A 21,262-nucleotide genomic window follows, 5' to 3' on the forward strand; every position below is an offset into this window, starting at 1 on the left:
AAGTGTAAATATACTAATATAAATACATAAAGCAACTTTTAATCGGTGTTTTTGTGTATTTTGACTGTTTTAATGTAATTCTTTGTAAGAATTTTAGAGTCCTCCTACCATGTCTTCAGGTTTCACCCATTCATCGAATTCTTCAGGGGTGACATAGCCTAAATTTACAGCCTCCTCTTTTAATGTGGTGCCATTTGCGTGAGCCGTATTGGCAATTTCGGCTGCCTTGTAGTAGCCTATCTTGGTGTTAAGAGCTGTAACAAGCATTAGTGAATTGTCTAGTAATTCTTTAATTCTCTTTTCATTAGGTTCTATTCCTGAAGCACAATGATCAGAAAATGAAACGCATGCATCTCCAATCAGTTGAGCAGATTGAAGTAAGTTGGAAGCCATCACGGGTTTAAATACATTGAGTTCATAATGCCCCTGTAGTCCCCCTACACTTATTGCGACATCGTTTCCTATTACTTGGGCACACACCATCGTCAAAGCTTCGCATTGCGTAGGATTTACCTTACCTGGCATGATCGACGATCCAGGTTCATTAGCAGGAATAGTAATTTCTCCAATACCGCTTCGTGGACCAGATGCCATTAAGCGTATATCGTTTGCTATTTTATTTAGCGATACGGCTAGTTGTTTCAGGGCTCCGTGTGTTTCTACAAAAGCATCATGCGCTGCAAGTGCTTCAAATTTATTTTCTGCAGTACGAAAAGGCAGGCCAGAAAACTGTGACATATATTCAGATACACGTTTCGCATATCCTTTAGGGGTGTTTAGTCCAGTACCTACAGCAGTACCTCCTAAGGCGAGTTCTGCAAGATGATCTAAAGTGTTTTCTAAAGCTTTTAGTCCGTGGTCTAATTGAGATACATACCCAGAAAATTCTTGCCCTAGTGTTAGAGGGGTCGCATCCATAAGGTGTGTACGACCTATTTTCACTACTTTTTTAAAGGCAGTAGCTTTTTCTTTTAAAGTATTCCTAAGTTTTTTTACACCAGGGATCGTAATTTCAACAATTTTCTTGTAGCCTGCAATGTGCATTCCTGTTGGAAATGTGTCATTAGAGGATTGAGATTTGTTAACATCATCATTGGGTTGTAATGTTTTCTCACCTTCACCAATTACTTTTCCAGCCAGTTGATGGGCACGGTTAGCAATGACCTCATTGACATTCATATTACTTTGCGTACCTGATCCTGTTTGCCATATTACTAAAGGAAACTGATCGTCGTGTTTTCCTTCTAAAATTTCATCACATACTTGCGCAATGAGATCTCTCTTTTCTATCGGAAGCCCTCCTAGTTCACAATTAGTAAATGCAGCTGCTTTTTTAAGAATAGCAAAGCCATAAATAATTTCTAAAGGCATAGAAGCAGGCGCTCCTATTTTAAAATTATTGCGAGATCTCTCTGTCTGAGCTCCCCATAATTTATCTGCGGGAACTTGAACTTCCCCCATGGTGTCTTTCTCAATTCTATATTTCATTTAAAATTGTTTTTTGAAAAGCAAATTTACAAATTTACGCTTCAACTTTACTGTCAATAACCTGTCAATAAATCTGAAATTTCTATTGTGAAAATACATTTTAATGCGGTATCTTTGACCAAAATTTAGAAAACACAGCACTCATGTTTGATTTTGATCAATATTTAGGATTTCTTGCCTTCTTAACCATATTAACAATTGGTTTTTGGTTGATGATATTTTTATTAACGTTCGTGATCCCTTACTGGGTAGGAGGATCTATCGTAGAAATGGTAAAAGAAAAAATGGAGGCTCGTAAAGCTAAAAGAGACGAATAATCAACTGATTATTAGAATATATAAAAAAAGACTAACAGCGATGTTAGTCTTTTTTTATGTCTATACATGTTGTATTTATCGAATGTAGTACGCAACCTTTTTAGCGACGCACAGACTATAGAGTATAAGATTAAAAATAAATAGTTCACTTTGTTTATACGCTTTCGCGAAAGCGTATACAGAAAACACAATTTTTAATTATAACTCAGTATAATAGTATAAATACCCTTTTTTATGAAATTTAGAAACTTCCTTTTAGGTATATGCGTCCTTTTTTGTTTGACAAGTTGTGAAAATGAAGATATAGATGACCTTTTTCAAATTACAGAAGCCGATCTTATTGCAGAAGAATCTGATTTATTTTCTCTTTTAGATCGCATTACCACCGATGATCCTAGTGCTACAGATGTTACCTGTATTGACTTTATATATTCCTTTACAGTGGTGATTTATAATGAAGATGTAGATCTTCAATCCTCTAGAGTTGTCAATAATGATGCAGAGTTTAGTGAAGTATTAGGTTTGGTAAGTGAAGGTCAATTTATAAATGTAAGTTTTCCTATATCAAGTACGCTTGCTGATGGAACCTCCCTTGTTATTGCCAATAAAGACGAATTAAGAGCCGCTATAGATGCCTGTATCGAAGAAGAGCAAATACAAGCTGTTGGAAATGGAACGGATATATTAATTGAATGTGTATGGGAAGTTCAAATTCCAGACGATGTGATTTTTAGTACGTATACCGATGCAGTTTTTCGTGTAAATCCTGATGGTATTGTCGTCTTCTATTATAGAGGTGAAACCTACGGAGGGACATGGATTTTATATTTTATTGAAGATGAGCTTCATATCAACATCAACTTAGATACAGAAGAGGTTGTAGGTGAGGATTGGAATTTTGATTGGAAAGTGAATTTAATAACAAATCAAATAATAGATTTTCAGATTGATGAGGATACGCGCTTTATTCTTCAAAAAGAATGTGAAGAAGAAAATTACTGTACCACCTTATTTTTTGAAGAATGCGAACTCGAAGAGATACCGGGCATAGCTTCTTTTATACTAGAAAACTATATAGAGTGTATCATTGTAATGGCAGCGCCACAACCTGAAGTAAATGAGATGGGTGAATTACCTGATCCTATTGATTGGATACTAACTTTTTATAATACACAAGAAGATGCCGATGCAAGTGTAAATTCAATTCCTACCGATGTAGCTATTGAGACAGATTTCCAAGAAGTATTTGTTCGTATTGAAAATCCTGAAACCTTAGAATTTACGACAACCCTAATCACACTGTTGTCAGAAGCGTGTGAGGAATAATTCCTTCATGTTTATATAAATAAACGCAATGACCATATTATTTTTATAGTATGGTCATTTTTTTGAACATATCTATGCTATTTTATAGGTATATGGAGAGAATACCTTAGGCTACGACTATGTATATACGCTTCAAATCATTAAATTTGCAACCTCGATAATCGAAATCGAAGTTCAATTTTTCAGTAGTAAGATATGTTTGATAATTTAAGCGATAAGTTAGATAAAGCCCTCCACGTTCTTAAAGGGCACGGAAGTATTACAGAAGTAAATGTTGCAGAGACACTTAAAGAAGTGCGAAGAGCGCTTATTGATGCCGATGTTAACTTTAAAATTGCCAAAGATTTCACCAACAGAGTGAAGGAAAAAGCGTTAGGACAAAACGTGCTGACCACCTTGCAACCTGGCCAACTCATGGTTAAGTTGGTAAAAGATGAGCTTACAGAATTGATGGGAGGTGACGCTTCTGGAGTGAATCTTTCAGGAAATCCAAGTGTAATTTTAATGTCCGGTCTTCAAGGATCTGGTAAAACCACATTCTCTGGAAAGTTAGCCAACTTCTTAAAAACAAAAAAAACAAAGAAACCATTACTCGTAGCTTGTGATGTATACCGCCCTGCAGCGATAGATCAGTTGCATGTGGTGGGAGATGCTATAAAAGTAGATGTCTTTTCAGATAGAGATAATACAGATCCAGTAGCCATTGCTCAGGCAGGGGTCGCTTTCGCGAAAGCAAACGGACATAACGTTGTGATTGTCGATACCGCAGGTCGTCTTGCTGTAGATACAGAGATGATGAATGAGATTGCAAACATTCACAAAGCCATCCAACCACAAGAAACATTATTTGTGGTGGATGCAATGACAGGACAAGATGCTGTCAATACCGCTAAAGCCTTTAATGATATCCTAAATTTTGATGGAGTTATCCTCACAAAATTAGACGGGGATACACGAGGTGGAGCAGCGATCTCGATTAAGTCTGTTGTAGATAAGCCTATTAAATTCATAGGAACTGGAGAAAAAATGGAAGCGATAGATGTATTCTATCCTTCTCGTATGGCAGATCGTATTCTTGGGATGGGAGATGTTGTATCTCTTGTAGAGCGTGCGCAAGAACAGTTTGATGAAGAGGAAGCGCGTAAACTGCAAAAGAAAATTGCTAAAAACCAATTTGGTTTTGATGATTTCTTAAAGCAAATCCAGCAAGTAAAGAAAATGGGGAACATGAAGGACCTCATGGGAATGATTCCTGGGGCTGGGAAAATGCTTAAAGGAGTTGATATTGATGATGATGCTTTTAAACACATAGAAGCCATTATTCACTCGATGACTGTAGAAGAGCGTACCAATCCTGGAGTCATTAACTCAAGCCGTAAAAAACGAATAGGAAAAGGATCTGGAACTTCTGTACAGCAAGTAAACCAGTTACTCAAACAGTTTAATCAAATGAGTAAAATGATGAAAATGATGCAAGGTGGCGGAGGCCGTAAGATGATGCAGGCAATGAGCAGAATGCAGAAGTAGGTTTTAGTAAGCAGTTAGCGGTTAACAGTAAGCAGTAATTATTCAATAAATATCAAACTAACATTATGACAATCCTCGACGGTAAGAAAACTTCAAATGATATAAAAAACGAAATCAAAGCCGAAGTTGATAAGATGAAAGCAAATGGGGAGAAAGTTCCTCATCTAGCTGCTATCATTGTAGGAAACGACGGAGCGAGTCTTACCTATGTAGGAAGTAAAGTGCGCGCATGTGAACGTGTTGGTTTTGAGTCTACGCTTGTGAAGATGTCAAGTACCACTAGTGAGATTGAATTATTAGATAAGATAGAAGAGCTCAACAAAGATTCAAATATTGACGGTTTTATTGTACAATTGCCATTACCTCCACAAATAGATACACAAAAAGTGCTTTTAGCTGTAGACCCTGATAAAGATGTAGACGGTTTTCATCCTACTAATTTTGGAAAAATGGCATTAGATATGAGTACGTTTATTCCTGCGACTCCGTTTGGGATTTTAGAATTATTAGAGCGTTATGATGTCTCGACCAAAGGAAAACATACGGTGGTGATCGGTCGTAGCCATATTGTAGGCCGTCCTATGAGTATTTTGATGGGACGTAAAGGATTTCCAGGTAATTCAACCGTAACCCTTACACATAGCCACACCAAAAATATAACACAAATCACATCACAAGCAGATATTATTATCACCGCATTAGGAGTTCCAGGATTCTTAAAAGCAGAAATGGTCAAAGACGACGCCGTTATTATTGATGTAGGTATTACGCGTGTACCAGACGAAACCAGAGAACGTGGGTATTACATTACTGGTGATGTAGATTATGAAGCGGTTAGTAAAAAGGCATCTTATATTACGCCTGTTCCAGGTGGAGTAGGTCCTATGACGATTGCGATGTTACTTAAAAATACGCTTTTAGCAAGAGATCGTCATAGAATGATAAATTCTTAATAGAGGTGTTACTTTGTTGATTAAGTAAATATTCTTTTTGTAAACACCACATAATAAAAAATCTAGTCTGCACAAATGGTTGACTGGATTTTTTATTTTTCAGAAGCCTCCATTGCCGCAAAATCAGCGCTTATGAGTTTGGTGTGATCCTTAGTTTTTGACTATTTTTTGCGTCGTCATACTTCCATTAGCGTCTGTAAGTTTTACAAAATAGATGCCAGTGTCAAGTCTCGAGAGATCTATTCCTTCAGCAGTATAAATGCCTTCATTTATTCTTTTTCCAAGAACATCAATAATTTGATAGTCAAGTTGGTTTTTGATAGCGCCTTTAATAAAAAGTTTGTCAGAAGTAGGATTTGGAAAAACAGACAATTCTATGTCTTCAAAATCTGAAACATTGAGAGCGCCATTTTCTAATCTGACAATAGTTTGATCTCCAGTATTTGTATAGTAAAGGTCATTTTCATAACTCGTAATTCCAAGAACTGAAGATGCTGTTATAGATGCTTCAATGGGCTCTGCTGTAATTGGAAGGTTTTCTGATAAATCAAATTTTATAATAGATGGATTTGAAGAGTTTGTTTCAAGACCTACAAAGAGGGTGTTATTTACATAGTGACTACTCTGTACAAACAACTGTCCAAAATCATCTACAATAGAAACGAGCGTTTCTGAGGTAGGATTAGTGAGGTCAATTTTTAAAAGATCAGCGTCATCGTTACTATTGTATTTAAAGTAATATAACTCATTATTAATAATTTGAGTTATCACTAAACCATTGTCAGCAAAAGGAACTGTGAAAAATAGCTCAGGAGCAGAAGCTCCTAGCGTATCTGCTCTATAGATTATCCAATTGTCTGAAGTTAGAACGGGAAAGTAGATAAAGCCTTCGTGATAAATAAGACCATTGTTAGTACCTATGTTTAAAGATGTGCCATCAACAAAAACTTCATCTGTTGCAGGTAATCCTTGATTAAGATCTATTTTGATGAGATTAGGCAGTGTTGCAAATAAAAAATTTAATTCTGGATCGTGAGCCAAATATAATGAGCCAAGACCAGGTTGGATGGATGCTTCACTTACAGTCTCTATAGCACTAGGGTTATCAAAAGGAAGTTTATACACCCCAGCAACTCTTTCATTATTATCCCCAAAAACACTCACAAATAACTCATCTCCAATGGTCACTAAAGGTAATGGCGAATTACCTTGAAAAGCAGTAGAAAATATTTCTTGTGCTTTTGATATTGTTGTTATTAGTAATAGTAGAGAGAGTAGTTTTAATTTCATAGTTAATTCTTTGGCAGTGAGTTAGTTATTTTTTACTTTTCAGAAGCTTCCATCGCTGCAAAAGCGGCTCCTATGAGTCCTGCGTGGTTCTTTGTTTTTGCCGCTACTAAGGGAACCTTAGTGGTGAGGATGTGTTTGAAAGTACCTATATGTTTACTAATCCCACCACCTAAAATATAGTGATCGGGAGTACAGATAATTTCTAATCGTTTTAAGAAAAAATCAAAACGTTCTGCCCATTCTTCATAAGAAAGTCCTTCTCTTTTTCTGGCAGAGTTGGCAGCATATAGCTCAATAGGTTTTTTCTTATACTGCATGCGTCCTAATTCAAAATTAGGAATGAGTGTACCATTGTAAAATAAACCACTTCCTATTCCTGTGCCTACGGTGATTACAGCAACAAGTCCCTTTTTATCTTTACCAATGCCAAAACGCATTTCTGCAAGTGCTGCAGCATCGGCATCATTAATTACCGTAAAGGGAAGTCCTGTCTTTTCTTCAAAAAGTTTATCTATTTGTACGTTAAGCCAGCTTTTGTGCATATTTCCATACGCTTTTGCTTGTCCGTTTACAATCACTGTAGGAAAACCAACTCCTACGGGTCCTTTCCAATTAAAATGATCTACGAGCTGTTGTACACATTCTGCCACTGCTTCTGGAGTCGCGGGCTGTGGCGTAGGGATTCTGAAACGTTCCCCTAAATAATCTTCGTTTTCTAAGTCTACGGGAGCACCTTTTATACCCGTACCCCCTATGTCGATGCCTAAAATATGCATGGAGTTTTCTTTTTTTGAATCGCCCCAAGATAACTATTTTAGCTAAATATGGAGTGTATTTAAGCAATAATTCCAACGAAAACAGGAGCCTTGTACGCTAAGATCGAGTGCTCTTATTTTGCAAATATCTGATTATCGTCTTTAAAGGACTTGAATTCAAGCGCATTTCCGCATGGATCATAAAAAAATAGGGTCGCTTGCTCTCCTGCCAATCCTTCAAATCGAATATATGGTTCTATCACAAAGGTGATGTGAGGTGTGATCGCTTTCGCGAAAGCGTGAAAATCCTTCCACCCAAGGATGACTCCAAAGTGAGGTACGGGCACCGCTTTACCATCAACTTCATTATGATGTACATCAGTTTCAGATTTTTCTTTATAATGAATCACCAGTTGGTGTCCAAAAAAATTAAAATCTACCCAATGATCGCTACTTCTTCCTTCTTCTAATTGTAAAATATCACGGTAGAAAACTCTCGCTTTTTCTAGGTGATCTACAGGGATGGCAAGGTGAAATGGTCTTAGAGTGCTCATGAGTCTTTCTTTATATATTTAATAATATGGTTGCGAACTTCGTCTTGGTATAAAGAATGTCCAAGCCCTGAAGTTTCTATATAGGTGCTGTTTTTCCAGTTTTTATGAATTCCTCTAGAAGCTTCGACAGGGGTGATACTGTCATAAACATCATGTATAATCAATCCAGGGACATCAATAGATTTTGCAAACTGATACCCAGAAAAATCATCAATAGAAAACCCAAAGCGTTTTTGTACAAGTAGATCTAGGCCTTTCATGACTGTAGTATTCATGCTTAGAATGCGTTGGTAATCTTTCATGATTTCAGAAAGCTCTGAGGGAGCTCCTAAGCTTACTATTTTTTTTATGTGCTTAGGTTGGTGTTTATAGTAGTGAAAAATAGTTGTTAGTCCACCTACAGAATGTCCTATGTGAATACTCGGTTGATAGTGTTGCGTTACCATCTCAAGACTTTCTGTATACAACGGTACATTCAGAATGTTTCCTGTAGAATTCCCATGGGCAGGCGCATCAAAACTGATAATGTTGTAGTTGAGTTTCTGCAATACCTCGATGAGTCGCCACCATCTGTGGGCATTACTTTCCCAGCCATGTATTAATAAAACGGTGGGGCCTGTTCCTTCCCATCTATAGGTTTGAACGTTAACAGTATCGTTTACACGAAGCTGCATATCTTTGGCAGTATTCAAAAATGCTGTTTGATCTTCCTTCACTCGACCCGCTCTTGGGGTACAAAAGATATGAAAAGCTTTACGGGCAGCTGCTTTTTTAGACCATAGTGACATGATATTAATTTGCGCTCCTATGATCTTAGGCAGTATTTTGATGAGTAGTTTTTTCAAAATATTTATTCTTCTCTATGTACCGTATCTGGTGAAAATGCAGGTGTACAAATAGCGATATACTCACAAGCTTCCTCAAACGGGTTGCTGTATCGGATTCTTGTATTTTTATCAATTTTTATCGATTGACCTGCTTCGAGAATGACCTTTTCTCCTTCAATAATAAATTGTTTTTTTCCTTTTATGATATAGGTGTATTCATCAAATTCGGGGGTTTGAAACGGTTCGCTCCAGCCTGGAGGGGCAATCATATGTGCGATGCTTATAGCTGTATTACCATCGGTAGCACGCCCCCAGTGTTCTTCAATCACTTTACCATCAGTCGTCGGGACAACAAAGGGTGCATTTTGAATCTGATATGATTTCTTCATAGTTGTTTATTAGTGAAACGCTATTTTGAAAAGTCAAAAGGACGAATTCAAAATGGCTAGTTGAACCTGCCTATGCCGGCAGGCAGACTAATCCCGCTTTTTCAGCGGGATCTTTTGTTTAATACCTCGCTCTTTTGGTTGATTATCAAGTTCTAAGGCTTTGCTTAGAGTTTAATATCTTTTACTTTTTAAAGAAAAAGCGACATATCCTTATAAAGGCCACGCAAACATAAAGTGTTTGATAGGGGCTTCTCCGGGTACTTGCATAGGCTCTAATCGACTACTCGTACTAAAACGAACCTCAGAGGCTAGATGCTTTTTGTCAATAATAAAATACATTTCACTCTCTTCCACAAGAACAATCACAAAGTCAATCATATTATTGATTTTCTTTACCGTATATGCATTCTGAATATCTTGATAGGTACTTTTTAAAGAAATACCTTTGTCAGTAGTGTACCGGTCATCATAAAACTGAATGTGATCAATCACTTCTTTATCATTCTTTTTTGCAGACAGCTTCATTAAATCGTTGCCTCCTTTTTCATAAAGGATATAGTTGCCAGCTTCTGTTTTTACAAGACTGTCATTAGGTCCTGAAAAAATAGTTTCAAGATCACTCATTTTGGTCGCTTTTGTAACGGGACCAACAGCTTCATTAGTAACAGAGAATGTAGTGTCTTTTTTTGAACAAGACACTATAGATAAGGTGAGGATGAGTAATAGAATATAAATACGATTCATGGGTTTATTTTTAATAATATTATTTAAGCATTTTTCCTAAAATTCCGAAAACACTACGGATTACCGTCGCACTGGTCAGTACTTTAATGATGGCTTTTGAGGTAGCACTTTGTGCAGGCTGTCTGGAAGAACGTCTTCGCGTACTTGAAGACGATGTTGAGGCTTTGGCACGTTCTTCTTGTGCCTTGGCTTTAGCTTCTTCTTCATTGGCCTTTTCAATTTTTTTGTTTAAGAGTTCGTAGGCACTATCTCTGTCTATGACTTCGCTGTATTTTTTTACCAATTTTGAGTTGGTATTGATCTCGTCTAGTTCTTCCTGTGAGAGGATATCCATACGGGACATAGGGGCTCGGAGCATGGTGGCTGCGAGTGGGGTAGGACGCCCTTTTTCATCAAGCGCAGAGATAAGAGCCTCTCCTATTCCTAACGAAGTCAATACCGTTTTGGTATCATAATAGGGTGAATCTGGATAATTTTCGGCTGTCAATTTAATGGCTTTACGATCTTTTGCTGTAAACGCACGCAGTGCATGTTGGATTTTTAATCCTAACTGACTTAAAACGCCTTCTGGAATATCGGTAGGGTTTTGTGTGACAAAATACAAACCAACCCCTTTAGAACGGATCAGTTTTACAATGCTTTCTATCTGGCTATGAAGTGCTTTGGAGGCTTCTTTAAAAATTAAATGTGCCTCATCTATAAAGATGACAAGCTCTGGACGCCCGCTATCTCCTTGCTCAGGAAAGGTGGCATAAATTTCTGCCAGAAGGCTTAACATAAATGTGGAAAATAAGCCCGGACGATCTTGTATGTCTGTAAGTCGTACAATGTTAATGATCCCTCGCCCATCACGTGTAATACGCGTTAAGTCGTCTGTTTCAAATGATTTTTCTCCAAAGAAAATATCGGCGCCTTGTTGCTCTAACTCTACAATTTTACGAAGGATAGATCCAGAAGAAGAAGGGGAGATACGTCCGTAATTCTCTGCAATCTCATCTTTTCCTTCTTGGGTAGCATATTGTAATATTTTTTTAAAATCCTTCAGATCTAACAAGGGTAATTTGTTGTCATCACTATACTTAAATAAGATAGAGATAATCCCCGATTGTGCATCTGTCGCATCTATAATACGAGAAAATAGCACGGGGCCAAATTCGCTGACCGTCGCTCGAAGACGTACGCCATTTTGTTCGGATAGCGTGAGAATTTCAACAGGGAAATCTTTAGCTTCAAAAGGAACGCCAATTTTCTCATGACGTTCATCAATTTTTGGATGTCCAGGACTTGCTTTGGCAATACCCGAAAGATCTCCTTTCATATCCATCATCAGGACAGGAATTCCTTGATCCGATAAATTTTCAGCAAGGACTTGAAGTGTTTTTGTTTTTCCAGTTCCCGTCGCTCCGGCTATCAATCCGTGGCGATTTAGGGTTTTTAAAGGTACTTTTACGTGTGCATTTGTGATTGTTTCTCCTTCTAGCATCGCTGCTCCCATCGTAATAAAGTCACCTTTAAACGTATTTCCAGCATTTATAAAATCAAAAAATTCTTGTTTAGTATCCATAATGTATTGATTGTAAAGCGTATGTGTTGTATTGTGTGTTTGCGAGTATACGCTTTCGCGAAAGCATAAAAATAAACAATCCCATAAAAAAGCGATAATTATCTGTTACATTTATCTCATCAAAAACAATGTATCTATGAAAACGAACCTTTTATCTACACTTTTACTTGCAGTTTTCTTTCTTTCATGCGAAACAAAAGTTACCACTTCTGTAGCAACCGACGATGAAAAAACAATTACTAAAGCCAAATCAACAGTAACCTATCACGCCTCTCACGAACCTAAAAAGGCAACAGCCCCTTTTTCTGATGCCGTACAAGTAGGGGATATGTATTTTTTATCTGGACAAATCGGAATGGATCAAAGCACCCGAACGTTGGTGGAAGGTGGAATTGAGGCTGAAACCAAGCAGACGCTAGAAAATATCAAAGCGGTGTTAGCCCATCACGATATGGATATGAGCCATGTAGTAAAATCTCTCGTGATTCTAGATGATATTGAGGATTTTGCAGCGTTTAATGCTATTTATAAAACGTATTTACCTCAAAAACCAGCACGAACAACCTTTGCCGCCGAAGCATTAGCCGCAGGGGCAAAGATTGAAATTGAAGTGATTGCGGTGAAGCGGTAAGTTACTTGACCACTTTTATATCCGTAAAGTATAACTTAAAACTCCCCTCTTTATCTGAGTGTGAAGTGGCGATGTTGAGGCCGCCGAAATCTTGATAGTCAGAAAAGGTAGTGATCATAGAGGGTTCTGGTGTATTTGCACGTCTGTATACCCACTCATCTACAATATAATCTTCGTCATAATAAAAATCATACGCATCTCCTGGAGTGTAACCGCCTTCAGTACCATATACAATGGTTAATTTTTTGGTTCGCTTTTGCGAAAGTGGTGCCGTCGCTGTATCCTGAACGGTAATGTTGGTGCCTTCATCCCAAACCAATTGAAACGGAGCCAATAACCAAAATTTGTCATTGACAAACCCTTGATCTGCTTGTCTTGAAATACTATCTAAAGAAGCTCTATTATAAGATACTACGTTATCTCCGCTCGTCATCGTAACTTCGTTGGTTTTTGGTTTCCAAGACCAAGATCGTTTGGCTACATTTTTACCCCCACGGTCTACATTAAATGTAAAATCTATTTGAGAGACATCTTTCCAATGTTTAAGTCCGTTTTTGTAGGCAATCTGTTCTGCTTCAGTACGTTCTTTTTGTACTTCAGTTGCTTCTTCGGTTGCCGTTTCTTTTGTGGGTGTCGTGTCATTTTTACAACTCATTATGAATGTACATAAAAAAGCAACGAGATAGATGGTTTTCATAGTTTTGATTTTGTTTCAAAAGTACAGAAAGAATAGGAATATATGATATGTATATATAAAAAGACCATCTCTAGAGACGGTCTTTTTAAAGTGTTATGCTGTATGATGTGTTCTTACTTCACGGTAAGAATATTATCTGTAGATGTCGGATTCAACGGGCAGAAATATACATATTCTCCTTTTGTTAAGGTAGTTGGCTTAGAATTTCCTGTGGTGTTATTCTCAACGGCAGCGGTTACATATGCTGTTTTGATATGGTTTTCTGGATTAGAAAGATCCTTTCCTTTTGGAACTAATACAAAGCCTACTTTGTGTCCTACATTATTATTATCGATTTCAAAAATATAGGTTCCTGCAGTTACCGTTAATTGCTTTTGTGTAAATTCTCCTTTAGTCTGCTCTAATGTGATTGTTTTTGCAGGGGTATCTTTCATCATTTTATCTTGTGCTTGTGCAGCAAATGATACGGTCAATACGAGTACGAATAATGCGATTACTTTTTTCATTGTTTTTAATTTAGTATGTTATTTGGTTTAAATTAAGCTGTTACAGCGTTTAAAGGTTGTGCTACAGGAAAATCAATAGGCACTTGTGTGGTGTTGTGTATGTAGTTTGAAATTGTTTTTTCTCCTACCAATACAATCGCGTCGATTAAGTTCTCATTTGACCAGCCTTCGTTTAGGAAGTTCTCTACAACAGTGGCTTCGGCACGACCTCTATTTTCTGTAATATTCTTAGCCAATTTTGCGAGGGCGTCAAGTTTTGAATCAAAAGATGCATTTCCAGCTCTTACTTCTAAGATTTGTTCGTCTGTAAATCCATTCATTTTACCTATGGCAGTGTGTGCAGAAAGGCAGTAGTTACAGGCGTTTACTTCACTTACAGCAAGATTGACTACTTCTTTTTCTTTCGCTTTAAGCGAAGTAGGAGCATTGGCAAAGGTTAAGTAATTTGCGAGTGCATTAGTAGAGTGTGCATAGGTTGCATAAAGATTGGGGACAAATCCTAAAGCTCCTTCTAATTTTTCAAATATCGCTTTGTTAGTATCGTTTACTTGGTCTTTTGTTGGAACATTAAATGTGCTCATAATTTCTGTTTTTAATTATTTGGTGTATTGATTTTATATTTGGTGTACGTGTTGTACGTGTTTTATTTTTTAGGAAGCTTCACGGTCACAATAATAATCGTGTAGGTGTTTTTCTGAACAATATAATTTAGCGTTTAATGCTTCTGTGATCTTAGCTTTCCCTTTTGTGAAAACAGTAATAAGATTTAATACGGAGATGTGTTTTGTTGTCATCGTTATTTTTATTTGATGACTTGGTCTAAGGAGTTGCTAGCGTCTTACAGCGATTGACTAGTCATTACTTCCTGAATGATTGTCAATAGTACCTAAATGAGATGGAAAATATTTTTTTTTGCGAAAGCTTTAAAAAATGAAAGGGATAACATCTAAAAACGACTGTTTATACGTATATCATAGCAAGCAGACCTATACGGAATGGTTACGTATTAATGACAGGTCTGCTAAGTCATATTGCTCTTGATATGTCTTTCCCCCAATTTGATGCTGAAAACCCTAGGAAGTTATTTCTAGGGTTTTCTTTTTTTGGGGATATTTCCTACGAGGGGACTTCCAGATTTTATGAGTGACACGAGTGTGTTTGCATCTTCTTCGAAGGCGTCATGATCTTCTGGTAGGATCAGCCATGTTTTAATACCAATAGAAATGAGCGGTCTAACGCTTTTAAGTTGGTGCCTTAGCTTTTGGTGATGTTGTTTTTTGGTGGCAATCCAAATACCATGATCAAGCGGGTAGTTGGAGTTTTTGCACAATGCAAAAACGATTTTATCTTCAAGATAAAAGGTATCTGTGCCAAACATTTTTTTATGTTCCAGTGGGAGTGGATATAACCATTCTATAAAAAAGGCGTAAGGCATATTTGACGACTCTTTTTAGAACCGACCTACAATGCCCATACTACCAACTCCGAAGTTGACATTCCAAGTGATCCCTTTTTTGTTTTTATCGTTTGGGTATCGGTTTTTGCCATTCAAGTAATTATCTATAGCATCTACTGTAGCGACACTTATGGCAAGACTTAAAACCACATCGGTAAGCCAATGAGCTCCATTGACAATCCTTGATATAGGAGAGATCATTCCTACCGTGTAGATACCTGCTTTTACCCAAGGATTTTTGAACTGTTTTGAGATAGCATAGGCTGTTGTAAAGGATAGGATGGTATGTCCAGAAGGGAATGATCTAAAGCCTGATTCCCCACTAAAAGGTTTAAAAGCAAATTTTCCCTCTCCGTTTTGGGGTCTAGACCTGCCAACGGTTGTTTTTAATACTGTTTGAATTAATCCAACGGCCGTAGCTGAAGAGATTAACAAAACACCTGTTTCTCTAACACGTTCATTTTTTGTGAGAAGCCCAAATAAATAGACAGATCCTGTGATTCCGTAAGCTACTTGCGGACTTCCAAATCGCTCTCCAAATTCTTTTGCAATATTGGGAGAACTTCCGTCTTGTCTCAAAAAAAAGTTACTGGTCTCATCATCTACAAAATATAATAGGGCAGTGCCTCCCACAACAAAACCAAAGGTGGCCCAATCTTCTCCATCCCAGTGTAAAGGGCGAGTATAGGCGTGTTTTAATCCTCCAAAAGCAGAGGCTCCATCGTATTTGGCAAGCTGCCAAATACTTAAAGTATCTTGTTGTTTTGATGTTAGCGCATTTTTTTGACTGAAACACGCAAGTGTAAAAAAGCAGCACGTAAGGAGGAGGATATTTTTCAAGGGTATTCCTAATTTAGTTTATGATATTTTAAGTTGCAATATATGTTATTTTTTAAAAGTAGGAGGTTCTGGTAATGGGACATAAGAGGTGTCATTAGTCATATTTGGGAAACGTTTAGTTCTCCAATTTTCTTTGGCGCGTTCAATTTTTTCTTTCGAGTGGCTTACAAAATTCCAAAAAATATGGCGCTCTTCTGGGAAGGGTTCTCCGCCAAAAAGCAGGATATGACTGTTAGCATTAATTTCAATGCTACATACATCTTCAGCTTTACTTACCAGCATATTCCCTTCGTTTATAGTTTGATCGCAGGCCCTAATACTTCCGCTTACAATACAAACGCCTATTTCTCCTTTTATGGCTCCTTTAGCTTCAAAAGTATGTGCTTCTGTGGTTGTGATCGCCATCATAAATAAATCAGAATGTACAGGTACAGGTGCGGTTTTATTAAATGCTTGGCCAGCAACCAGCGTGTAGCTTGCTCCTTGCACTGTCCAACGAGGTAATGCACTGGCTTCTATGTGATGAAATTCAGGTTCCATGTCTTCCAGATCCTTAGGGAGTGCTACCCAAATTTGATACCCATGCATCGTAAAAACCTCTTGATGATTTCTAGCTTCTTGTGGTGTGCGTTCTGTATGAGTACATCCCTTCCCAGCCACCATCCAGTTCACAGAACCAGGTTGAATCACCTGATGGGATCCTATGCTGTCTTCATGGGTTAATTTACCTTCTAATAAATAGGTAAGTGTCGCTATTCCTATATGGGGATGTTGATCTACATCCATATAATGACCAGGCCCTAACGTTGTGGGACCCATATGATCTATAAAAATAAAAGGACCGACCATTCTCTTTTTTCGAAAAGGAATTAAGCGCCCTACAAGGAAATCTCCTATATCTCGACTTCGTTCTTCTATAATTAACCCCGTATTTGACATGTTTCTATTTCTTTCTAGAAAAATACAAAGAAATTGGAATAGTAAGAATGTCTTAGGAGACCAAATTAATAAGTGATGGGTTGTTTTGATTTATTTTTGAATGAAGAGGGAGATTCTCCTGTTTGCTTTTTAAAGAGTCTGCTTAAATGAGAAGCATCGTTAAAGCCAACTTCAAAGGCGATTTCCTTTGCAGATTTATCTGTATAGATAAGGAGTCTTTTTGCTTCAAGAACAATTCTATCGTGAATAATTTGTAAAGGAGTCTTATCAAATTTTGAAAAATAATTTGATATTGTTTTTGGAGATTTATTTAATTCAGCAGCATAAAAAGACACCGAATGTTCTTTTCTAAAATGCCATTCCACTAGAAATGTAAACATGCGTATGATCTCTAGTTTTTCATCGTGTACTTGTCCATAACTCCCTTGTAATTTTATAAGACGTGTGATTTTAATAATAAAACGGGCCATTAATAAACGTAACATTTCTGCTTGAATACTATCCTTAGTTTCTAATTCTTCTAAAAATACTTCATGTAATGCATGGAGTTTTCGTTTTTGGTCTTCTTCTAGAGTGACCACAGGTACTTCTGAGTTTCCATAGAACAGAATTCCTACGCAGCCTACTTCCTTGTCATGATCTTTAATACAGTAAAACTCTCTATTAAATTGATATACAATGGCACTTCCTTGAATATACTCTAAATGATGTAAAGGCGTAAGTGCAATAATTTGACCAGGTTGAAGTGTAAAATGCACCTGATCTAACTTAAAGGAAACAGTGCTATTCTGAGCCCAAATAAATGTATAGAGTGCTAAAGGCTTTGTTTCAGAATAAGGAATGAGTAGTTCTTGATCCCCATAATAAAAAATGGCACTGGTGGTAAATTCTGAAAATTGTTTCTTCATGAAAACAATGGTCTATTTTTCTTTCAAGAACTTACAGTAAAAAATAATTTTTAGAGAATAATAGTTGGATGATCAATCTATTTTTAAAAGTTATAATTAAAATAGATCTATATATTCACTTTTAAAAACGATATAGACTTACCTGATTTAAAGTATAGGAAACTTCGCTTTTTTAACAAAGAGTTGCTGATTTAGTTTTGTTGTGTGATCGCAATATTCCACTGTCTGTACATCTTCTTAAATTTTAAAATTTCGGAAGATAAAACACGCATATGTTCTCTGTTGCGCTTAGACGCTTTTCTCAACTTTTTACAATTCTCGCGTATCTTATCTATGTGATGTGTGATACTATTTGCAGAATCAAGTCGGAGGCGCAAATTTTTTGTGGTTTGTGCTATGGCAATTTTAGATGGTAATGTAACCGCACTGATCACAATTTCTTCTAGCGTATTCTCAGAATCATCTTCAGAGTGATACAAAGCTTTTGCTGTTTTATCATCTGTCAAATGTGAAGTAATAGATCTAGATAGTGTGTAAATATCTAACGCCTTGTTATACAGTAGTGTGTCTCTAAGTGAGATCTCGTTTTGCGATATGAAATGTGGTGCTTTTGCCATTTTATATATAAACAAAGTTACAATCATAAGAGATAATCTAACTTTTGATTTTAAAGTAAAAATGTATTTTGTCTTTAAAAATGATGTATTTTTAGCTTAAAATTTTAAAATATATGGTAGACGACTTAAATCTTAAAATCCTAAAATGCTTACAGCACAATGCAAGACAGTCTAATGCGTCCATTGGGAGACAAGTAGGTATTAGCTCTCCCGCAGTTTCTGAACGTATTAAGAAGATGGAGGATATGGGGGTCATTACAGGATTTAAAGCTATTGTATCTCCTTTTGAATTAGGGTATCAGTTTAAAGCTATTATCACATTACGCGCTTTTATGGGAAAATTAAAGCCTTTCTTAGAAATCGTAAAGACCTGGGATGAAGTGGTGAATTGCTACCGTATTACAGGAAATGAAAATATAGTCATGGAAGTAGTCTTGCACAATCAGCAACATCTAGAAAGATTCATAGATCAGATTATAAGTTACGGGGAGTCTAAAACACAGATAGTGCTTTCTCAAGTAGTGCGATATAATCCTATTCTTAAGTTAAAGTAAGTTGTTTACGCTTTCGCGAACCTGCCTGCTGGAAGGCAGGAGCGTATATCAGCCTACACCCTTTTAAAGACAAAAATCAATCTTCTTCAGTATCAAAATCGTCATGGGAGGGATTGTTATCATAGGGTAAATCGTCTCCAGGTATGCTATCGTTATATTCTACACCTGGTGGATTGAATAATCCCCAACGGTCTATGATGTAATCGTATGGATCGAACGTTTTTACCCACTCGGCAAATAGAGGGCGTAAAATTTCAATTTCTTTACGTAATAATTCTAAGTATTCTATTTCTTTAAAACCAGCGATTTGTAGTCCTCGTAAACTTATAATAATTTCATGCGCTGCTTTGCGGATCATTACTGCATTTTCCATTTTTATGTCATACAGCTCTACTCCGTGAATCCCTGCAATTTTAGCAGGAATAATGAGTGCGTTTTCCATCATGCTACTTGTATGATGATCAAAAAGAGCATACTCATAATCAGAAGACGCATTACTGTCTTCTTTAGGAATACAATCCACGATATGTTCTACGAGCTTTAAGATCACTTCAGCCTGAATAAAGACAGGGAGCTTTCTCCAAGATTCTATATCATAGTTGTGGTTGTCATCATCATCATCATCGTACATATTAAGTTGGGTTTTACTAATTTTTACTACTATATGGGCGTATAGTCAATTATAAATGTATACTTTTTAAAATAGTATACCCAGACTTTGCGTATATGATTTTAATATATTCGATGATTGATTAGAAAGTCTCGATGTTTGACTTTCTTAGATGCTATTTTGTATGTTTAGACTGTGCTATTTATAAAAAAAAGACTAGAAACGTTTTTGTTTTTAGTAAAATTGACTATTTACAATCGGTATCTATTCTCGTAAGGAATTATAGTAGCTGTGCTAGATTTATTATTTTAGAGTTTTCTAACAAATAGAAATTAGTACATCCAACTCATGAAATACAATATACTTTGTCTTGTGTTTTTTGTGTGTAGCACTGTCTTTGCACAACAACCCAAAGCGTTTGAATCTTTTATAAGCCATACGTTGGCTTGGTTCAAAAAATTTAGCAACTAATTAATTTTAGGGAAACTTTGTGAAAGTTTAGTAAACTATGTTAATTGTATTTTAAATGTGTTTACTTTCGTGAAAACAAAAACACCAAAATCCAAATACAGTCGTTGTACGTATAACCATTAAACATAAATTTTAAAAACCATGGAAAACCAAAAGAATAGTATAGGAATAAAAATCATTACAGGAATTCTCGCTGTGCTTTTAGTTGTTGCTGGTGCAATTGCTTTCAAATTCTATAACCAAGAAAAAGAAACAAAAGCAGAGCTCACAAAAGAAAAGTCGGTGGTACTTGCCAACTTAAGAGAGATGAATGATAAATATGATGTCGTGATTGAAGAAAACAATCTAAAAGATACAGAACTTAACGACGCACGTGATAGAATACAAGCCCTTATTGATGATATAAATGAGAAAGAAGTGACTATTTCTAGCTTAGGAAAGTATAGAGCTGAGGTTTTTAAACTTCGTAAAGAACGTGATTTCTTGTTTGCTCAAAATGATTCTCTACGTGGCACCAATAAACTTTTGGCAATGCGGGTAGATAGTACAAGCTATGAACTAGAAGTACAACGTGGGGTAGGAGATTCTTTATTCCTCGAAAATAATAAATTGGCAGAACGCGTAGAGTTAGGAGCAGCCCTTGCTGCTAACAAATTAAAAGCAGTGGGTGTGATAGAGCGTTCTTCTGGAAAATTAGTTGAAAATGATCGTGCGCGCCGAGTTGATAAAGTACGTGCTTGTTTTACTGTACCTCAAAACAGACTTGCTGAGGCAGGAGACAGAGTTCTTTACGTACAAGTAATCGATCCTACCAATGCAATTTTAGGCGCTAATGAAACGATTACCTTTGTAGACGAGACCGAAGAAACCGAAGAGACGATTACGTACAGTAAAATTTCTAAATTCTATTATGAAAATACAGCACTAGATATTTGCGAAAATATACCAGCTAAAGGGGAAGGTTTTGCAGAAGGTGTTTACAAAGTAAATGTTTTTGACCAAGGAGTATTAATTGCTCAAACTACGTTTACATTAAAGTAAGACCCGCATCTTAGTGAAGATAGTACACTTTTGAAGGAAGATTCCGCGATGTGACTTTACAGTCCTCGCGGAATTTTTTAGTTATAGTTGTTAGTATACACTACCGTAGTTATTAGTGAAACGCTGTTTTGTAAAGTCTGAAAGACGCATTCAAAATAGTTAGTTGAACTAATCCCGCTTTTTAGCGGGATCTATGGTTTAATACCTCGACCCTTGGGTCGGTTTTTTAGGCTCCAGGACTTGCCCTGGGCTTTAATA

The 21,262-nt window shown here is 36.7% G+C and carries 25 protein-coding genes; 7 read left to right on the forward strand and 18 right to left on the reverse strand.

The window, feature by feature from the left end:
* Nucleotides 1-93 precede the first annotated feature (93 nt).
* Entirely contained in the window at nucleotides 94-1,488 is a 1,395-nt protein-coding gene (fumC, locus tag ACFO3O_RS09815; RefSeq protein WP_379978428.1) for a class II fumarate hydratase, read from the reverse strand.
* A 143-nt stretch (nucleotides 1,489-1,631) separates the two neighbouring features.
* Between fumC and ACFO3O_RS09820 the strand changes: the two genes are divergently transcribed.
* The 4 genes from ACFO3O_RS09820 to ACFO3O_RS09835 all read left to right on the forward strand — a co-directional run bounded on the left by ACFO3O_RS09820 (nucleotide 1,632) and on the right by ACFO3O_RS09835 (nucleotide 5,611).
* The gene (locus ACFO3O_RS09820; RefSeq protein ID WP_379978429.1) at nucleotides 1,632-1,805 is read left to right on the forward strand and encodes a hypothetical protein; all 174 of its coding nucleotides are present in this window, start codon (nucleotides 1,632-1,634) and stop codon (nucleotides 1,803-1,805) included.
* A 234-nt stretch (nucleotides 1,806-2,039) separates the two neighbouring features.
* On the forward strand, nucleotides 2,040-3,131 hold the full coding sequence (locus ACFO3O_RS09825; protein ID WP_379978430.1) for a hypothetical protein: 1,092 nt from the start codon (nucleotides 2,040-2,042) through the stop codon (nucleotides 3,129-3,131).
* A 195-nt stretch (nucleotides 3,132-3,326) separates the two neighbouring features.
* Complete coding sequence (gene ffh, locus ACFO3O_RS09830) at nucleotides 3,327-4,658, forward strand: signal recognition particle protein (protein WP_379978431.1); 1,332 nt, start codon at nucleotides 3,327-3,329, stop codon at nucleotides 4,656-4,658.
* Nucleotides 4,659-4,723: 65 nt separating this feature from the next.
* Entirely contained in the window at nucleotides 4,724-5,611 is an 888-nt protein-coding gene (locus ACFO3O_RS09835; RefSeq protein ID WP_379978432.1) for a bifunctional 5,10-methylenetetrahydrofolate dehydrogenase/5,10-methenyltetrahydrofolate cyclohydrolase, read from the forward strand.
* Nucleotides 5,612-5,761: 150 nt separating this feature from the next.
* Here the strand turns inward: ACFO3O_RS09835 and ACFO3O_RS09840 are convergent, their stop codons facing one another.
* The 7 genes from ACFO3O_RS09840 to ACFO3O_RS09870 form a co-directional block, all read right to left on the reverse strand.
* Nucleotides 5,762-6,901 (reverse strand): T9SS type A sorting domain-containing protein, encoded by a 1,140-nt coding sequence (locus ACFO3O_RS09840; RefSeq protein WP_379978433.1) that lies wholly within the window; start codon nucleotides 6,899-6,901, stop codon nucleotides 5,762-5,764.
* Nucleotides 6,902-6,933: 32 nt separating this feature from the next.
* Nucleotides 6,934-7,677 (reverse strand): polyphosphate--glucose phosphotransferase, encoded by a 744-nt coding sequence (ppgK, locus tag ACFO3O_RS09845; RefSeq protein ID WP_379978434.1) that lies wholly within the window; start codon nucleotides 7,675-7,677, stop codon nucleotides 6,934-6,936.
* 113 nt (nucleotides 7,678-7,790) lie between these two features.
* Nucleotides 7,791-8,210, reverse strand: coding sequence for a VOC family protein (locus ACFO3O_RS09850; RefSeq protein ID WP_379978435.1), 420 nt, complete (start codon nucleotides 8,208-8,210; stop codon nucleotides 7,791-7,793).
* Entirely contained in the window at nucleotides 8,207-9,055 is an 849-nt protein-coding gene (locus tag ACFO3O_RS09855) for an alpha/beta fold hydrolase (RefSeq protein ID WP_379978436.1), read from the reverse strand. The genes ACFO3O_RS09850 and ACFO3O_RS09855 overlap by 4 nt, the downstream gene beginning before the upstream one ends.
* 5 nt (nucleotides 9,056-9,060) lie before the next feature.
* Nucleotides 9,061-9,426 carry a cupin domain-containing protein gene (locus ACFO3O_RS09860; RefSeq protein WP_379978437.1) on the reverse strand — a complete coding sequence of 122 codons (366 nt, stop codon included), beginning with the start codon at nucleotides 9,424-9,426 and terminating at the stop codon, nucleotides 9,061-9,063.
* A 210-nt stretch (nucleotides 9,427-9,636) separates the two neighbouring features.
* Nucleotides 9,637-10,170, reverse strand: coding sequence for a hypothetical protein (locus ACFO3O_RS09865; RefSeq protein ID WP_379978438.1), 534 nt, complete (start codon nucleotides 10,168-10,170; stop codon nucleotides 9,637-9,639).
* A 19-nt stretch (nucleotides 10,171-10,189) separates the two neighbouring features.
* On the reverse strand, nucleotides 10,190-11,734 hold the full coding sequence (locus ACFO3O_RS09870) for a helicase HerA-like domain-containing protein (RefSeq protein ID WP_379978439.1): 1,545 nt from the start codon (nucleotides 11,732-11,734) through the stop codon (nucleotides 10,190-10,192).
* 136 nt (nucleotides 11,735-11,870) lie between these two features.
* Between ACFO3O_RS09870 and ACFO3O_RS09875 the strand changes: the two genes are divergently transcribed.
* Complete coding sequence (locus tag ACFO3O_RS09875) at nucleotides 11,871-12,365, forward strand: RidA family protein (protein ID WP_379978440.1); 495 nt, start codon at nucleotides 11,871-11,873, stop codon at nucleotides 12,363-12,365.
* A gap of 1 nt (nucleotide 12,366) precedes the next feature.
* Here ACFO3O_RS09875 and ACFO3O_RS09880 read toward each other — a convergent pair whose 3' ends face one another.
* The 9 genes from ACFO3O_RS09880 to ACFO3O_RS09920 all read right to left on the reverse strand — a co-directional run bounded on the left by ACFO3O_RS09880 (nucleotide 12,367) and on the right by ACFO3O_RS09920 (nucleotide 18,328).
* Nucleotides 12,367-13,062, reverse strand: coding sequence for a hypothetical protein (locus ACFO3O_RS09880; protein ID WP_379978441.1), 696 nt, complete (start codon nucleotides 13,060-13,062; stop codon nucleotides 12,367-12,369).
* A gap of 113 nt (nucleotides 13,063-13,175) precedes the next feature.
* Nucleotides 13,176-13,568: a hypothetical protein gene (locus ACFO3O_RS09885; protein ID WP_379978442.1), complete on the reverse strand. Its 393-nt coding sequence runs from the start codon at nucleotides 13,566-13,568 to the stop codon at nucleotides 13,176-13,178.
* A 32-nt stretch (nucleotides 13,569-13,600) separates the two neighbouring features.
* Nucleotides 13,601-14,149 (reverse strand): carboxymuconolactone decarboxylase family protein, encoded by a 549-nt coding sequence (locus tag ACFO3O_RS09890; RefSeq protein ID WP_379978443.1) that lies wholly within the window; start codon nucleotides 14,147-14,149, stop codon nucleotides 13,601-13,603.
* 69 nt (nucleotides 14,150-14,218) lie between these two features.
* A complete protein-coding gene (locus tag ACFO3O_RS09895) occupies nucleotides 14,219-14,362 on the reverse strand; it encodes a hypothetical protein (RefSeq protein WP_379978444.1) in 144 nt (47 codons plus the stop codon).
* 293 nt (nucleotides 14,363-14,655) lie between these two features.
* Entirely contained in the window at nucleotides 14,656-15,003 is a 348-nt protein-coding gene (locus tag ACFO3O_RS09900) for a hypothetical protein (protein ID WP_379978445.1), read from the reverse strand.
* Between the two features lie 15 nt (nucleotides 15,004-15,018).
* Nucleotides 15,019-15,864, reverse strand: a complete 846-nt coding sequence (locus tag ACFO3O_RS09905) for a phosphatase PAP2 family protein (protein ID WP_379978446.1) — start codon at nucleotides 15,862-15,864, stop codon at nucleotides 15,019-15,021.
* 45 nt (nucleotides 15,865-15,909) lie between these two features.
* Entirely contained in the window at nucleotides 15,910-16,803 is an 894-nt protein-coding gene (locus ACFO3O_RS09910; protein ID WP_379978447.1) for a pirin family protein, read from the reverse strand.
* 65 nt (nucleotides 16,804-16,868) lie between these two features.
* Complete coding sequence (locus ACFO3O_RS09915; protein ID WP_379978448.1) at nucleotides 16,869-17,711, reverse strand: AraC family transcriptional regulator; 843 nt, start codon at nucleotides 17,709-17,711, stop codon at nucleotides 16,869-16,871.
* A 191-nt stretch (nucleotides 17,712-17,902) separates the two neighbouring features.
* Nucleotides 17,903-18,328, reverse strand: coding sequence for a hypothetical protein (locus ACFO3O_RS09920; RefSeq protein ID WP_379978449.1), 426 nt, complete (start codon nucleotides 18,326-18,328; stop codon nucleotides 17,903-17,905).
* A 113-nt stretch (nucleotides 18,329-18,441) separates the two neighbouring features.
* On the opposite strand from ACFO3O_RS09920, the gene ACFO3O_RS09925 reads away from it, so the two are divergent.
* Nucleotides 18,442-18,882, forward strand: a complete 441-nt coding sequence (locus tag ACFO3O_RS09925; RefSeq protein WP_379978450.1) for an Lrp/AsnC family transcriptional regulator — start codon at nucleotides 18,442-18,444, stop codon at nucleotides 18,880-18,882.
* A 76-nt stretch (nucleotides 18,883-18,958) separates the two neighbouring features.
* Here ACFO3O_RS09925 and ACFO3O_RS09930 read toward each other — a convergent pair whose 3' ends face one another.
* Complete coding sequence (locus ACFO3O_RS09930; protein WP_379978451.1) at nucleotides 18,959-19,513, reverse strand: hypothetical protein; 555 nt, start codon at nucleotides 19,511-19,513, stop codon at nucleotides 18,959-18,961.
* A gap of 591 nt (nucleotides 19,514-20,104) precedes the next feature.
* Between ACFO3O_RS09930 and ACFO3O_RS09935 the strand changes: the two genes are divergently transcribed.
* Nucleotides 20,105-21,004, forward strand: coding sequence for a hypothetical protein (locus tag ACFO3O_RS09935; RefSeq protein WP_379978452.1), 900 nt, complete (start codon nucleotides 20,105-20,107; stop codon nucleotides 21,002-21,004).
* Nucleotides 21,005-21,262: the final 258 nt, after the last annotated feature.

Origin of the sequence: Dokdonia ponticola, from assembly GCF_042653865.1 — a bacterium.
GTDB lineage: Bacteria > Bacteroidota > Bacteroidia > Flavobacteriales > Flavobacteriaceae > Dokdonia > Dokdonia ponticola.